The sequence below is a fragment of the Streptomyces sp. WMMC940 genome (genome assembly GCF_027460265.1).
GTDB lineage: Bacteria > Actinomycetota > Actinomycetes > Streptomycetales > Streptomycetaceae > Streptomyces.
The window spans coordinates 1,051,970-1,067,602 of the sequence record NZ_JAPZBC010000001.1 but is presented as its reverse complement, the minus strand read 5'-3'; the positions used below and the strand labels follow the sequence as shown (position 1 = coordinate 1,067,602).

General features: G+C 73.0%; 11 protein-coding genes. All 11 read left to right on the top strand.

Annotation, left to right across the window (positions count from 1 at the left end; genetic code table 11):
• Positions 1–150: 150 nt before the first annotated feature.
• The 11 genes from O7595_RS04810 (at position 151) to O7595_RS04760 (ending at position 15,625) form a co-directional block, all read left to right on the top strand.
• Positions 151–1,641: a sugar ABC transporter ATP-binding protein gene (locus tag O7595_RS04810; protein WP_269732364.1), complete on the top strand. Its 1,491-nt coding sequence runs from the start codon at positions 151–153 to the stop codon at positions 1,639–1,641.
• The gene (locus tag O7595_RS04805) at positions 1,638–2,660 is read left to right on the top strand and encodes an ABC transporter permease (protein WP_269727478.1); all 1,023 of its coding nucleotides are present in this window, start codon (positions 1,638–1,640) and stop codon (positions 2,658–2,660) included. Before O7595_RS04810 ends, O7595_RS04805 begins: the two co-directional genes overlap by 4 nt.
• 94 nt (positions 2,661–2,754) lie before the next feature.
• On the top strand, positions 2,755–3,801 hold the full coding sequence (locus O7595_RS04800; RefSeq protein ID WP_269727477.1) for a substrate-binding domain-containing protein: 1,047 nt from the start codon (positions 2,755–2,757) through the stop codon (positions 3,799–3,801).
• Positions 3,802–3,844: 43 nt separating this feature from the next.
• Entirely contained in the window at positions 3,845–5,068 is a 1,224-nt protein-coding gene (locus tag O7595_RS04795; protein ID WP_269727476.1) for a Gfo/Idh/MocA family protein, read from the top strand.
• 108 nt (positions 5,069–5,176) lie between these two features.
• A complete protein-coding gene (locus O7595_RS04790) occupies positions 5,177–6,181 on the top strand; it encodes a sugar phosphate isomerase/epimerase family protein (RefSeq protein ID WP_269727475.1) in 1,005 nt (334 codons plus the stop codon).
• A gap of 291 nt (positions 6,182–6,472) precedes the next feature.
• On the top strand, positions 6,473–10,186 hold the full coding sequence (locus O7595_RS04785) for a ThuA domain-containing protein (RefSeq protein ID WP_269727474.1): 3,714 nt from the start codon (positions 6,473–6,475) through the stop codon (positions 10,184–10,186).
• Positions 10,187–10,277: 91 nt separating this feature from the next.
• On the top strand, positions 10,278–11,402 hold the full coding sequence (locus O7595_RS04780; protein WP_269727473.1) for an inositol-3-phosphate synthase: 1,125 nt from the start codon (positions 10,278–10,280) through the stop codon (positions 11,400–11,402).
• 1,025 nt (positions 11,403–12,427) lie between these two features.
• Entirely contained in the window at positions 12,428–13,300 is an 873-nt protein-coding gene (locus tag O7595_RS04775; protein ID WP_443071819.1) for an SCO3242 family prenyltransferase, read from the top strand.
• Complete coding sequence (locus tag O7595_RS04770; protein ID WP_269727472.1) at positions 13,297–14,163, top strand: sugar phosphate isomerase/epimerase family protein; 867 nt, start codon at positions 13,297–13,299, stop codon at positions 14,161–14,163. The genes O7595_RS04775 and O7595_RS04770 overlap by 4 nt, the downstream gene beginning before the upstream one ends.
• Positions 14,151–14,777, top strand: a complete 627-nt coding sequence (locus tag O7595_RS04765; RefSeq protein ID WP_269727471.1) for an EboA domain-containing protein — start codon at positions 14,151–14,153, stop codon at positions 14,775–14,777. The genes O7595_RS04770 and O7595_RS04765 overlap by 13 nt, the downstream gene beginning before the upstream one ends.
• Positions 14,777–15,625 carry a TatD family hydrolase gene (locus O7595_RS04760; RefSeq protein ID WP_269727470.1) on the top strand — a complete coding sequence of 283 codons (849 nt, stop codon included), beginning with the start codon at positions 14,777–14,779 and terminating at the stop codon, positions 15,623–15,625. The genes O7595_RS04765 and O7595_RS04760 overlap by 1 nt, the downstream gene beginning before the upstream one ends.
• Positions 15,626–15,633 lie beyond the last annotated feature (8 nt).

The following is a 15,633-nucleotide window of genomic DNA, read 5'->3' as shown; positions in this document are numbered from 1 at the left end:
GACCGGTCGGCCCGCAACGCACCACGGCACCACGCACCCGGTTCCACCCTGCCCGCTCACCGGCCGCACCCGCCGAGGGGATCCGCCATGGCGCCAGAACCACCCACACCGCCTTCACCGCAGGACCCGTCCGCACCACCGCTGCTCACGATGTCCGGCATCACCAAGTCGTTCCCCGGCGTCCGCGCCCTCGACGGCGTCGACCTCGACGTCCAGGCCGGCGAGGTCCACTGCCTGCTCGGCCAGAACGGCGCAGGCAAGTCCACCCTCATCAAGGTCCTCGCCGGAGCCCACCAGCCCGACGACGGACGGATCACCTGGCGCGGCGAACCCGTCGCGCTCAGGTCGCCCATCGCCGCCATGCGCCTCGGCATCGCCACCATCTACCAGGAACTCGACCTGGTGGAGGGCCTGTCGGTCGCCGAGAACGTCTTCCTCGGCCATGAACCCACCGCCGCCGGGTTCGTCGTCCGCCGCCGCGAGGCCCGCCGCGCCGCCGCCGCGCTGCTCCGCCGCCTCGGCCACCCCGAGATCGACCCCGGCCGCCGGGTCGGCGGCCTCTCCGCCGCCCAGCAGCAGATCGTCTCCATGGCCCGCGCCCTCTCCCACGACGTGCGCCTCATCGTCATGGACGAACCCTCCGCCGCCCTCGACCCCGACGAGACCGACAACCTCTTCCGCATCGTCGCCGACCTCACCGCCGACGGCGTCGCCGTCGTCCACATCTCCCACCGTCTGGAGGAGATCCGCCGCATCGGCGACCGGGTCACCGTCCTCAAGGACGGGCGTGCCGTCGCCGGGGGACTGCCCGCCAAGGCCACGCCCACGCGCGACATCGTTGCCATGATGACCGGCCGCAACGTCGAGTACGTCTTCCCCGACCACCCCGCGGCCCCGCCCCGGGCCGCCCCCGTGCTCCGCGTCGAAGGCCTCAGCCGCGACGGCGAGTTCGCACCCGTCGACCTCGAACTGCGCCCGGGCGAGATCCTCGGGCTCGCCGGACTGGTCGGCTCCGGGCGTTCCGAGATCCTGGAGACCGTGTACGGGGCCCGCAAGCCCAGCACCGGCCGCGTCACCGTCGACGGCCGCACCCTCAAGCCCGGCAGCGTGCGCTCCGCCGTCCGCGCCGGCCTCGGCCTCGCCCCCGAGGAACGCAAGGCCCAGGGCCTGCTGATGCTCGAATCCGTCACCCGCAACGTGTCCGTGTCCTCCCTCTCCCGCTTCTCCCGGGGCGGCTGGCTCGACCGCGGCGCCGAGCGCCGCGAAGCCCGCCGGGCCACCCGCGAGCTGTCGCTGCGCCCCGACGACCCCGACGCCCGCATCCGCACCCTGTCCGGCGGCAATCAGCAGAAGGCCGTCCTCGCCCGCTGGCTGCTGCGCGGCTGCCGCGTCCTGCTGCTCGACGAACCCACCCGCGGCGTCGACGTCGGCGCCCGCGCCGAGCTCTACGCCGTCATCCGCCGGCTCGCCGACGAAGGACTCGCCGTCCTCCTCGTCTCCAGCGAGATCCCCGAGGTGCTGGGCCTCGCCGACCGGGTGCTGGTGCTCCGGGAAGGCCGCGTCGTCCACACGGCGCCCGCCGGGGAGCTGGACGAGCACCGCGTACTCGACCTCGTCATGGAAGGGAGCCCGAGCTCATGACGCAGCCCGCCTCCGAGGCCCCGCCGCCGCCCGCGATCCCGCCCCCGGCCGCCAAGGCCGCCCGGCCCGCCCCGGGACTGCGCGCCGACGTCCGCAACCTCTCGCTCCTCGGCGTCCTCGCCGTGCTCGTCGCGGTCGGCGGCATCACCAGACCCGACGCCTTCCTGGACACCTCCAACCTCCAACTGGTGCTCACCCAGGCGTCCGTCATCGGCGTCGTCACCGTCGGCATGACCTTCGTCATCACCAGCGGCGGCATCGACCTGTCCGTCGGCGCGATCGTCGCCCTCGCCTCCGTGTGGGCGACCACCGTCGCCACCCAGGAGTACGGTTTCGCGGGCATCCTGTTCACCGCGATCGTCGTCGGCGTCGGCTGCGGACTGGTCAACGGCCTGCTCATCGCCTACGGCGGGATGGTGCCGTTCATCGCGACCCTCGCCATGCTCGCCTCGGCCCGCGGCCTCGCCCTGCAGATCACCGACGGCAAGACGCAGATCGTGACCGTCCAGCCGGTGCTGGACCTCGGCGTCCCCGACTCCTACCTCCTCGGCATCCCGCCGCTGGTGCTGGTCTTCGCCGCCGTCACCGTCCTCGGCTGGCTGCTGCTGAACCGGACGACCTTCGGACGCCGCACCGTCGCCGTCGGCGGCAACGCCGAAGCGGCCCGGCTCGCCGGCATCGACGTACGCCGCCAGCGGCTCCACCTCTACCTGCTGTCCGGACTGTGCTGCGGCATCGCGGCCTTCCTGCTCATCGTCCTCTCCGGCTCCGGCCAGAACACCAACGGCAACCTCTACGAACTCGACGCCATCGCCGCGGCGATCATCGGCGGCACCCTGCTCAGCGGCGGCCGCGGCACCATCGTCGGCTCCGTCCTCGGCGTCCTCGTCTTCACCACCATCACCAACATCTTCGCCCTCAACAACCTGGAGAGCGCCGTCCAGCAGATCGCCAAGGGAGCGATCATCGTGGCCGCCGTCCTGGTCCAGCGCAGCACCCTGCGCAACGGCGAGACGTGATCCCGCGCCGCTGACACCTCCTCGCCCCCGCCCCGGAGCCGCCCCGCACGTCCCGGCCCACCCGCACGCCCGAACCCAGAGGGGTTGAACCGCCATGCCAGAAATCCCCGCCACCAGCCGCAGAGGACTGCTGTTCGGCACCGCCGCCGTCTCCGCCGGCGCCCTCCTCACCGCCTGCACCGGCAACGAGCCGAAGAACGCCGGCACGGCCACCGGCAACGCGCCCGCCGCCGACGACGAGCCCGGCAAGCCCGTCACCATCGGCTTCGCCGGCCCGCAGGCCGACCACGGCTGGCTCGCGGCCATCAACGCCAACGCCAAGCAGCGCGCCGGGAAGTACGCGGACGTCACCCTGGAGATCACCGAGGGCTCCAACGACACCGCCGCCCAGATCGGCCAGATCCAGACCCTCATCAACAAGAAGGTCGACGTCCTGGTGATCCTGCCGGCCGACGGCAAGGCCCTCACCCAGGTCGGACTGCAGGCCATGAAGGCCGGCATCCCCGTGGTCAACCTGGACCGCGTCTTCGCCTCCCCGCAGGCCTACCGCTGCTGGATCGGCGGCGACAACTACGGCATGGGTCTCAACGCGGGCCGCTTCATCGGCGAGCAGCTCAAGGACAGACCGAACGCCAAGGTCATCGAACTCGCCGGCATGGACAACCTGGAACTCACCAGGCAGCGCACCCAGGGCTTCGACGACGCCCTCAGGAACTACCCCAACATCCGCAAGGTCGCCCGCCAGGCCGCCGAGTTCACCGTCGAGTCCGGCCAGGCCAGGATGGCCCAGCTGCTCCAGGCGCAGAAGCGGTTCGACGCGCTGTGGAACCACGACGACGACCAGGGCGTGGGCGCCCTCCGTGCCATCCAGCAGGCCGGCCGGGACGACTTCCTGATGGTCGGCGGCGCCGGCGCCAAGTCCGCGATGGACGCCATCAAGGCCGACAACGGCGTGCTGAAGGCGACCGTCCTCTACCCCCCGACGATGGCCGCGTCCGCCATCGACCTCGCCCGCGCCCTCGGCCAGGGCAAGGGCATCGGCGGCATGGCGGAGCTCGAGGTCCCCGCCTCGGTCACCCTCTACTCGGCCGTCGTCACCAAGGACAACGTCGACCAGTACCTGCCCACGGGCTTCAACTGACGTTCCGCCGCCCCCATCGAGCAACCGACGAGGAGGAACCCGTATGGCCGGCAAGGAACAGAGGGACAGCGACAGCGAGGCCGCACCGCCGACACTCGGCGTCGGCATGGTCGGATACGCGTTCATGGGTGCCGCCCACTCACAGGGCTGGCGCACCGCGGGGCGCGTCTTCGACCTTCCGCTGCGGCCGGTCCTCGCCGCGATCGGCGGCCGCGACGCGGTCGCCGTCCGGGCCGCCGCCGCAAAGCACGGCTGGGCGGCGGCGGAGAGCGACTGGCGCGCCCTCGTGACCCGGGACGATGTGCAACTGGTCGACGTCTGCACCCCGGGTGACAGCCATGCGGAGATCGCCGTCGCCGCCCTGGAGGCGGGCAAGCACGTCCTGTGCGAGAAGCCGCTGGCCAACTCGGTCCCCGAGGCCGAGGCGATGGTGGCCGCCGCCGCAGCGGCCGCCGCACGCGGCCAGGTGGCCGTGGTCGGCTTCAACTACCGGCGGGTGCCGGCGATCGCGTACGCCCGCCGGCTGATCGCCGACGACCGGCTCGGCGCGCTCCGCCATGTGCGGGTCACCTACCTCCAGGACTGGCTCGTCGACCCCGACTTCCCGCTGACCTGGCGGCTGGAGCGCGAGCACGCGGGCTCCGGGGCGCTCGGCGACCTCGGCGCTCACGCCGTGGACCTCGCGCAGTACCTTGCGGGCGAGCCGCTGGTCGGGGTGTCCGCGCTCACCGAGACCTTCGTCCGTGAACGGCCGCTGCTCGCCGGGGTCCCGACGGGGCTGTCCGCCACCGGAACCGACCGGCGCGGCCCGGTCACCGTCGACGACGCCGCCCTGTTCACCGGGCGGCTCGCCTCCGGGGCGCTGGCCTCCTTCGAGGCGACCCGGATGGCGGCCGGCCGCAAGAACGCACTGCGACTGGAGATCAACGGCGAACGGGGCTCCCTCGCCTTCGACCTGGAACGCCTCAACGAACTGTCCTTCCACGACCACACCGAACCCGCCGCGTCGGCCGGCTTCCGGCGCATCCTCGTCACCGAACCCGGCCACCCGTACCTGGAGGCATGGTGGCCGCCCGGCCACGCCCTCGGCTACGAGCACACCTTCGTGCACCAGGCGCGCGACGTCGTGCACGCCGTCGCCGCCGGGAACACCGCACCGGCACCGTCGTTCGCCGACGGACTCCAGGTGCAGCGGGTGCTCGCCGCCGTGGAGGAGAGCGCCGCGAAGAACGCCGTCTACACCCCCGTCCCTGCGTCCGCCGTCTGACGCCCCACCCGGCCCGTGCACCTGCGGGGAGCCCGGGGGTGCTCCCCGCAGGTGTGCCCCGTCCGCGGACCGCCGGTCCGCGGGTCGCCGTCCGAGGAGGTCCTCGCCGTGCCCCGTCCCTTCACCCTGTTCACCGGCCAGTGGGCCGACCTGCCCCTGGAGGAGGTCTGCCGGCTCGCCCGCGACTTCGGCTACGACGGTCTCGAACTCGCCTGCTGGGGCGACCACTTCGAGGTCGACAAGGCCCTCGCCGACCCCTCGTACCTGGACGGGCGGCGCGCGCTGCTCGACAAGTACGGGCTGAAGTGCTGGGCGATCTCCAACCACCTCGTCGGCCAGGCCGTCTGCGACGACCCGATCGACGAACGGCACCGGGCGATCGTGCCCGCCCGGATCTGGGGCGACGGCGAGCCCGAGGGCGTACGGCGGCGCGCCGCCCGCGAACTGCAGGACACAGCCCGGGCCGCGGCCGCCTTCGGCGTCCGCACCGTCATCGGCTTCACGGGATCGTCGATCTGGCACCTGGTCGCCATGTTCCCCCCGGTGCCCGAGAGGATGATCGAACGCGGCTACGAGGACTTCGCCGAACGCTGGAACCCGGTCCTCGACGTCTTCGACGCCGAAGGCGTGCACTTCGCCCACGAGGTCCACCCGAGCGAGATCGCCTACGACTACTGGACCACGCACCGCGCGCTGGAGGCCGTGGACCGGCGGACGGCGTTCGGGCTGAACTTCGACCCCAGCCACTTCGTCTGGCAGGACCTCGACCCGGTCGGCTTCCTCTACGACTTCCGCGACCGGATCTACCACGTGGACTGCAAGGAGGCCCGCACCCGGCTCGACGGCCGCAACGGCCGCCTCGGCTCCCACCTTCCCTGGGGCGACCCGCGGCGCGGCTGGGACTTCGTGTCCGCCGGCCACGGCGACGTGCCCTGGGAGGACGTGTTCCGCATGCTGCGCTCCATCGGCTACGACGGGCCGGTGTCCGTCGAGTGGGAGGACGCGGGAATGGACCGGCTGGCGGGCGCGCCGGAAGCGCTTGCCACTCTGAAGCGGTACGACTTCGACCCGCCGTCGGCGTCGTTCGACGCGGCCTTCGGAGGCAACGACTAGCCCGTTTCCGCAGGTCGGAGCCCGGTGGCGGCACCCGCCACCGGGCGGTCCGGCCTGCCTGGCAGCGGCTTTGTCCTGATGCGGGAAGAAGTTCAACTTCCCCGCCGCACAAGGGCTTTCGGCGCTGGACGAACCCGGCTACCGTCCCTGAGGTGTACAGGACACGGTCTTTGAAACACGGCTCACGTCCTGAACGAGTGACACGACCAGCGTGACGGCGCACGCCGGTCCCCGGACCTTCCGCACGGCAGCACCACCCGCCCGTACGACCGCTCATTCCGGAGGACACACGTGCACACAACACGTCCCGGAGCACGACGAACCCGAGTCAGAAAGGGCCTCGCGCTCCTCACCTGCGGCCTGCTCGCCGCGACCTCCCTCACCCTCGCCGCCCCCGCCGGCGCCCTCGCGCCCGCCGACGACGCGGCACCCGCCGCGGCCGAAGAGTTCCAGCAGGTGACCCTCGCCAAGGGCGAGCCCGAGGTCGGCGAGCCCATGTCGCTCGCCGTACTGCCCGACCGCAGCGTCCTGCACACCTCCCGCGACGGCGAGCTGCGCATGACCGACTCCGCCGGCAGCACCCGCGTCATCGGTAACGTCCCCGTCTACTCGCACGACGAGGAGGGCCTACAGGGCGTCGGCATAGACCCGGGCTTCGCCCAGAACCGGGCGATCTACCTCTACTACGCACCCCCGCTGGACACCCCCGCCGGCGACGCCCCCGACGAGGGCACCGCCGCCGACTTCGCCGAGTACGAAGGCGTCAACCGGCTCTCCCGCTTCGTGCTCAAGGCCGACGGCACCCTCGACAACGCCAGCGAGAAGAAGGTCATCGACATTCCCGCCACCCGCGGCATCTGCTGCCACGTCGGCGGTGACATCGACTTCGACGCCCAGGGCAACCTGTACCTGTCGACCGGCGACGACTCCAACCCGTTCGCCTCCGACGGCTACACCCCCATCGACGACCGCCCCGACCGCAACCCGGCCTACGACGCCCGCCGCACCTCCGGCAGCACCAACGACCTCCGCGGCAAGATCCTCCGCATCAAGGTCGCCGACGACGGCAGCTACACCGTCCCCGACGGCAACCTCTTCGCCCCGGGCACGGCCAGGACCCGGCCCGAGATCTACGCGATGGGCTTCCGCAACCCGTTCCGCTTCAGCGTCGACAAGAGGACCGGTATCGCCTACGTCGGCGAGTACGGGCCCGACGCCGGCGCCGCCGACCCCGAGCGCGGACCGGCCGGACAGGTCGAGTTCGCCCGCATCACCAAACCCGGGAACTTCGGCTGGCCGTTCTGCACCGGCGACAACGACCCGTACGTCGACTACGACTTCGCCACCAAGGTGTCCGGCGCGACGTACGACTGCGCCGCCCTCGAGAACGACTCGCCGCACAACACCGGTCTCGTCGACCTCCCGCCCGCCGAACCCGCCTGGATCCCCTACGACGGCGGCTCCGTACCCGAGTTCGGCACCGGCTCCGAGTCCCCCATGGGCGGACCCGTCTACCACTACGACCCCGACCTCGACTCCCCGGTGAAGTTCCCCGAGGCCTACGACGGCGACTTCTTCGCCGGCGAGTTCGGCCGCCGCTGGATCAAGCGCATCGAACACGGCGCCGACGGCACCGTCCGGTCCGTCACCCCCGTCCCCTGGACCGGGACGCAGATCATGGACATGAGCTTCGGCCCCGACGGCGCGCTCTACGTCCTCGACTACGGCACCGCCTGGTTCGGCGGCGACGAGCACTCCGCGCTCTACCGCATCGAGAACGCCACCGGCGGCCGCTCACCCGTCGCCGAGGCCACCGCCAACAAGACTTCCGGCAAGGCGCCGCTCCGTGTCGCGTTCTCCTCGGCCGGCACGGCCGACGCCGACGGCGACGCCCTCACCTACAGCTGGGACTTCGGCGACGGCCGCACCTCCACCGCCCCCGATCCCACCCACACCTACCGCAAGAACGGCACCTACACCGCCACCGTCACCGCCGAGGACCCCACCGGACGCACCGGATCGGCCGGCGTCCAGGTCGTCGTCGGCAACACCGCACCCAAGGTCACCCTGGAACTCCCCGCCGAGGGAGCCCTGTTCAGCTTCGGCGACGAGGTCCCCTTCAAGGTGAGGGTCACCGACCCCGAGGACGGCACCGTCGACTGCGCCAAGGTCAAGGTCACCTACATCCTCGGGCACGACAGCCACGGCCACCCCGTCACCTCCGCCAACGGCTGCACCGGCACCATCAAGACCTCCGCAGACGGCGGCCACGACCCCAACGCCAACATCTTCGGCGTCTTCGACGCCGAGTACACCGACGGCGGAGGCGGCGGCCAGGCCGCACTCACCGGCCACGACCAGGCGCAGCTCCAGCCCCGCCACCGCCAGGCCGAGCACTTCACCGCCCAGTCCGGCATCAGCGTCATCGACAAGGCACCCGCCAACGGCGGCAGGACCGTCGGCGACGTCCACGACGGCGACTGGATCTCCTTCAAGCCGTACAACCTCACCGGCACCACCAAGCTCACCGCCCGCGTCTCCTCCGGCGGCGCCGGCGGCTTCCTCGAGGTTCGCACCGGCTCCGCAGGCGGCACCCTCCTCGGCTCCGCCCCCGTACCGGTCACCGGCGGCTGGGAGACCTTCCAGGACGTCGACGTGCCGCTGCGCGCCGTACCCAGGAAGACCACCGAACTGTTCCTCGTCTTCAAGGGCGGAGTCGGAGCCCTCTACGACGTCGACGACTTCGAACTCTCCAGCACCCCCGTCGACCGGAACGCCAAACGGGTCCTCGTCTTCTCCAAGACGGCAGGCTTCCGCCACGACTCCATCCCGTCCGGCATCGCCGCTCTGAAGGAACTCGGCACCGGCAGCAACATCACCGTCGACGCCACCGAGGAAGCCGGCCAGTTCACCACCGCCAACCTCGCCCGCTACGACGCCGTCGTCTTCCTCTCCACCACCGGCGACGTCCTGGGCGCCGAGCAGCAGAAGGCGTTCGAGAACTACGTCGCCGCCGGCGGCGGCTACATGGGCGTCCACGCGGCCGCCGACACCGAGTACGACTGGGAGTTCTACGGCGGCCTCGTCGGCGCCCACTTCCACTCCCACCCGCAGATCCAGAAGGCCACCGTCCGCGTCGAGGACCACGACCACCCCGCCACCTCCCACCTCGACACTGCCTGGGAGCGCACCGACGAGTGGTACAACTACCGCACCAACCCCCGCGGCCAGGCCCGCATCCTCGCCACCCTGGACGAGACCACCTACCAGGGCGGCACCATGTTGGGCGACCACCCGATCGCCTGGTGCCAGACCTACGAGGGCGGCCGCTCCTTCTACACCGGCGGCGGACACACCAAGGAGTCCTACGCGGAGCCAGCCTTCCGGCAGCACCTGCTCGGCGGACTGCGCTACGCCTCCGGCCAGGTCAACGCCGACTGCAAGCCCGCCACCGGCTACCGCGACCTGTTCAACGGCCACACCCTCGAAGGCTGGAAGCAGGCCGGACCCGGCACGTTCAACGTCGTCGACGGCGAACTGCGCACCGAGGGCGGCATGGGCATGCTCTGGTACCAGGCCAAGGAGCTGAAGTCCTACTCCCTCAAGCTCGACTGGAAACTCGACGGCGACGACAACTCCGGAGTCTTCGTCGGCTTCCCCGCCTCCGACGACCCCTGGTCGGCCGTGAACAACGGCTACGAGATCCAGATCGACGCCACCGACGCCCCCGACCGCACCACCGGGGCCGTCTACGGATTCAAGTCCGCCGACCTCAAGGCCCGCGACCGGGTGCTGCGGCCGCCCGGTCAGTGGAACAGCTACGAGATCAAGGTCCAGGGCGAACGGCTCCAGGTCTTCCTCAACGGAGCGAAGATCAACGACTTCACCAACACCGACCCGGCACGCAGCCTGAAGGACGGCCACATCGGCATCCAGAACCACGGCGCCGACGACCAGGTCTCCTTCCGCAACATCCAGCTCAAGGAGCTGCCCTCGTCGTCGTAGGGCGGCCCCTGCCGGACCACAAGCCGGCGGCGGGCGGGGAGACGCCGTACCCCCGCCCGCCGCCCCACCACAGCACGCAGGGAGGCAGCCCGTGACGAACACCGACGAACGCCGCACCGGAGTCTGGCTGATCGGAGCCCGCGGATCCGTCGCCACCACAGCGATCACCGGATGCGCGGCCGTGGCCGCCGGACTCCACCCGGCCACCGGCATGGTGACGGAAACCCCGCCGTTCGCCGCGGCAGGTCTGCCATCGTTGTCATCCCTCGTCTTCGGCGGCCACGACACCACCGCCTGTCCCCTGCCCAAACGCGCCGAACACCTCGCCGCCGGCGGCGTCCTGCCGCACGGACTGCCCACCGCGCTGCGGGCCGAACTCACCGCCGCCGACGAGGAGATCCGCACCGGCGGCCCCCTCCCCGGCGACACCCGAACCGACGACGAACTCATCACCGCCTTCGCCGCCGACATCACCGCTTTCGTCCGGCGCCACGACCTCGCCCGCGCCGTCGTCGTCAACGCCGCCTCCACCGAACCGGCCCCCGCACCCGGCTCGGCCCGCCTGCCCGCCAGCTCCCTCTACGCCGCCGCGGCCATCGAGGCCAAAAGCCCCTACGTCAACTTCACCCCCTCCACCGGGCTGCGCACCCCCGCCCTCGAGGACGCCGCCCGCGCCGCCGGACTTCCCCACGCCGGCCGCGACGGCAAGACCGGCCAGACGCTGCTCCGCTCCGTGCTCGCCCCCATGTTCGTCCAGCGCGCCCTGACCGTACGGGCATGGTCCGGCACCAACCTGCTCGGCGGCGGGGACGGAGCGGCCCTCGCCGACCCCGCCGCGGCCGCCGCGAAGAACGCGGGCAAGGAACGCGTCCTCACCGACACTCTCGGCACCACGCCCGAGGGCGAGGTACACATCGACGACGTCCCCGCCCTCGGCGACTGGAAGACCGCCTGGGACCACGTCGCCTTCGACGGCTTCCTCGGCAGCCGCATGGTCCTGCAGACCACCTGGCAGGGCTGCGACTCCGCACTCGCCGCCCCCCTTGTCCTCGACCTCGCCCGGCTCACCGCCCGCGCCCACGAAGCCGGCCTCTCCGGCCCACTCCCACAACTCGCCTTCTACTTCAAGGACCCCGACCCCGCGGCCCCCGCGGCGCTCGCCGACCAGTACGCGACCCTCGTCGCCTTCGCCGGCCACCTCCGGAACGTCCGATGACGCGGCGCCGCTCCCCGGCCGCCCCCGCGACGCCGGGAGCCGCGCGCACCCTGGGGCTTCTCGGCGCGCCGGCTGCGGCCGGCCTCGCGGTCCTCTTCGGCGCCCTGCGCGGCACGCCGGTCGGCCCCGGCCGGGGCACAGACGAGCGTGCCGCCGACGGTCCGGGCCCGGACCGTGAGGCGGGTGGCGACGGCGTGCCGCACGAACGCCCTTGCCCGTCCGTCCCGGCCTCGGCCGGCCTCGGCCACGGCGGCACGGACGAGCGTGCCCGGCGTGCCCCCGAGTTCCCGCCGCCCACGACGGCGCCCGCCCGGGGCGGAGGCACGGCCGCCGGGGGAGCGGGGGATGCCGGGCGCGGCCGCTTCGGCCATGCACCTGCCGATGGTGCTGGTCCTTGCGGTCCCGCCTCCCGGGGCCCGCGCGCCGACACAACAGCTGTTGGCGGTTCCCACCCCGGCGGCCCTGGTTCCGGCGATCCGGGCGCGGAAAGTCCGAGTACCGGTACGACGCCCACCGACGTTCCGCGTTCCCACAGCCGGCGCTCCGGCGGCCCGCACCGTGCAGAGCGCGTCGACACAACACCCGCGGACGGTCGGTGCCCGGGCGGTCCGCGTGCTGATGCGACGCCTGCCGACGGTGGGGGTTCCGGTGGCCCGGACCGTGCTGAGCGCGTCGGCACAACACCCGTCGGCGGTCCGCATGCCGGCGGTCGGCGCGCCGGTACAACACCCGCGGGCGGTCGGTGCCCGGGCGGTCCGCGTGCTGATGCGACGCCTGCCGACGGTGGGGGTTCCGGTGGCCCGGACCGTGCTGAGCGCGTCGGCACAACACCCGTCGGCGGTCCGCATGCCGGCGGTCGGCGCGTCGACACAACACCCGCGGGCGGTCGGCGCCCGGGCGGTCCGCGTGCTGATGCGACGCCTGTCGATGGTGCGGCTTCCGGCGGCGCGCCCACGGGTGGCCCGCACGCCGATGGCCGGCCCACCGGCGGCCCGCGCCCCGGGCGGCTCACCGCGTGGGCCGAACTGCTGCGCGTGTCCGCCCTGTTCACCGTCCCCGGCGACGCGCTCGCCGGCGTCGCGGCCGCCGGGGCCCGTCCCTCCCGCCGCACCCTGCTCGCCATCGGCACCTCCCTCTGCCTCTACGAAGCGGGCATGGCCCTCAACGACTGGAGCGACCGGGACGAGGACGCCGTCGACCGCCCCCACCGGCCCATCCCGTCCGGCCGCGTCAGCGCGGCCGCCGCTCTGGCCGCCGCGGGCGCCCTGACCTCCACCGGACTCGCGCTCGCCGCCCGCGCGGGCCGGGCCCCGCTCACCGTCGCCACCACCCTCGCCGTCGCGGTCTGGGCGTACGACCTGCGCCTGAAGCACACGGCCGTCGGCCCCGCCGCGATGGCCTGCGCCCGCGCCCTGGACCTCCTCCTCGGGGCGGCGGCCACCCGACCCCGGGACACCACCCCGGCCCTGCGCGCCGCACTCCCGCACGCGGGACTCCTCGCAGCCCACACGTACGCCGTCACCACCGTGTCCCGCCACGAGACCCAGGGCGGCTCCACCACCGCGCCCCTCGCGGCGCTGGCGACCGGCGTCGCGGTCACGGCCGCCACCACTCGCCACGCCCTGCACGCCGCCGCCCGGGGACGGCCCCCCGTGGAGCAGACACCCGTCGCGTTCACCGGCCTCGTCTACGCCCGCACCGCCCTCGCCCCCCTCCTCCACGCCGCCCTCAACCCGTCCCCGCTCCTCACCCAGCGCGCCGTCGCCGCCGGCATCCGCGCCGTGATCCCGCTGCAGGCCGCCCTCGCCGCCCGCGCCGGAGCGCCCGGCACGGGACTCGCCCTCCTGGGACTCGCCCCCCTCGCCCGCCGACTCGCACGGAAGGTGAGCCCCACATGAGCCTGCGTCTCGGCTACGGAACCAACGGCCTCACCGACCTGCGCCTCGACGACGCCCTCCTCCTGCTCGCCGACCTCGGCTACGACGGCGTCGGCCTCACCCTCGACCACATGCACCTCGACCCCCTCGCCCCCGACCTCGGCACGCGCACCCGCCGGCTCGCCGGCCGCCTCGCCGACCTCGGGCTCGCGGTCACCGTCGAGACCGGCGCCCGCTACGTACTCGACCCGCGCCACAAGCACGGACCGTCCCTGCTCGACCCGGACCCCGACGCCCGCACCGCCCGCACCGGGCTCCTCGTGCGCGCCGTGCAGGTCGCCGCCGACCTCGGCGCCCACGCCGTGCACTGCTTCAGCGGCACCACCCCCCGGGGCACCTCGCCCGACACCGCGTGGCGGCGCCTCGCGTCCGCCCTCACCCCCGTCCTGGAGGCCGCCGCCACCGCCCGCGTCCCCCTCGCGATCGAACCCGAACCCGGCCACCTCCTGGCCACCCTCGACGACTTCCACCACCTCCGCGCTCGCCTCGGCGATCCCGAACCCCTCGGCCTCACCCTCGACATCGGCCACTGCCAGTGCCTGGAGCCCGCCCCGCCCGCCGACTGCGTTGCACAGGCCGCGCCCTGGCTGCGGCACGTCCAGATCGAGGACATGCGCCGCGGCGTCCACGAACACCTCCCCTTCGGCGACGGCGAAATCGACTTCCCGCCCGTCCTCGAAGCCCTCGCCGCCACCGGCTACCGCGGACTGACCGTCGTCGAACTGCCCCGCCACTCCCACGCCGGGCCGGAACTCGCACGCCGCTCCATCGAGTTCCTCCGCCCCCGCGTCCCCGCGAACGGAGCACCGGCATGGCGATCGTGATCCTCGAGGACCTCGTCACCCGCCTCGACGACGCCGCCCGGTCCTGGCTCCACGCAGCCCTCGCCGAAGCCGCCCGTTCCGCGGCCGCGCCCCAGGACCCCACCACCGCCCGAACCGTCAACGCATGGGAGACCCGCTTCGCCTCCGCCGGCCGCCACTGCGGAAGCGCACACGCCGACTCCGTACGCACCCACCTCCTCCACGCGGCCCGCCCCGGCGCCGCCACCCTCACCCGCCTCTACCGGCAGGGCACCGCCGCCGAACGCCGCGCCGTCCTCCTCGCCCTCCATCACCTCGCCCCCGGTCCCGCCGACGGCATCCCCCTCGTCGAGGACGCACTGCGCACCAACGACACCCGCCTCGTCGCCGCGGCCGTCGGCCCCTACGCCACCCGCCACCTCCCCCCGCACTCCTGGCGCCACGCCCTCCTCAAATGCCTCTTCACCGGGGTTCCCGTCGACACCGTCGACGGCCTCGTGCACCGCTCCCGCGGCGACACCGAACTCGCCCGCATGCTCACCGACTACGCGGCCGAACGCGCCGCCGCCAACCGGCCCGTCCCCGCCGACCTCCACCGCGTCCTCGCCCTGACGTCCCCCACGGAGGAGTCCTGATGCGCATCTTCGACCCGCACATCCACATGACCTCCCGCACCACGGACGACTACCGGGCCATGTACGCCGCCGGTGTCCGCGCCGTCGTCGAACCCGCCTTCTGGCTCGGCCAGCCCCGCACCTCACCCGCCTCCTTCTTCGACTACTTCGACTCGCTCCTCGGCTGGGAACCCTTCCGCGCCGCCCAGTACGGCATCGCCCACCACTGCACCATCGCCCTCAACCCCAAGGAGGCCAACGACCCCCGCTGCCGCCCCGTCCTCGACGCACTGCCCCGCTACCTCGAGAAGGACAACGTCGTCGCCGTCGGCGAGATCGGTTACGACTCCATGACCCCCGAGGAGGACACCGCCCTCGCCGCCCAGCTCCAGCTCGCCGCCGACCACGGACTGCCCGCCCTCGTCCACACCCCCCACCGTGACAAACTCGCCGGCCTGCACCGCACCGTCGACGCCGTCCACGCGTCCGCCCTCGCCCCCGAGCGGGTCCTGCTCGACCACCTCAACGAGACCACCGTCGCTGTCGCCGCCGACAGCGGCTGCTGGCTCGGCTTCTCCATCTACCCCGACACCAAGATGGACGAGGATCGCATGGTCGCCGTCCTCCAGGACCACGGCCCCGAACGCGTCCTCGTCAACTCCGCCGCCGACTGGGGCAGAAGCGACCCCCTCAAGACCCGGAAGACGGCCGACGCGATGCTCGCCGCCGGCTTCACCGAAGACGACGTCGACCGGGTGCTGTGGCGCAACCCCGTCGCCTTCTACGGCCAGAGCGGCCGCCTCCAGCTCGACGTCCCCCCGCCCGAGGCCCTGCACGAGGGCAACTCCATCCTCCGCGGCGGGGAATGAGGAGGCCG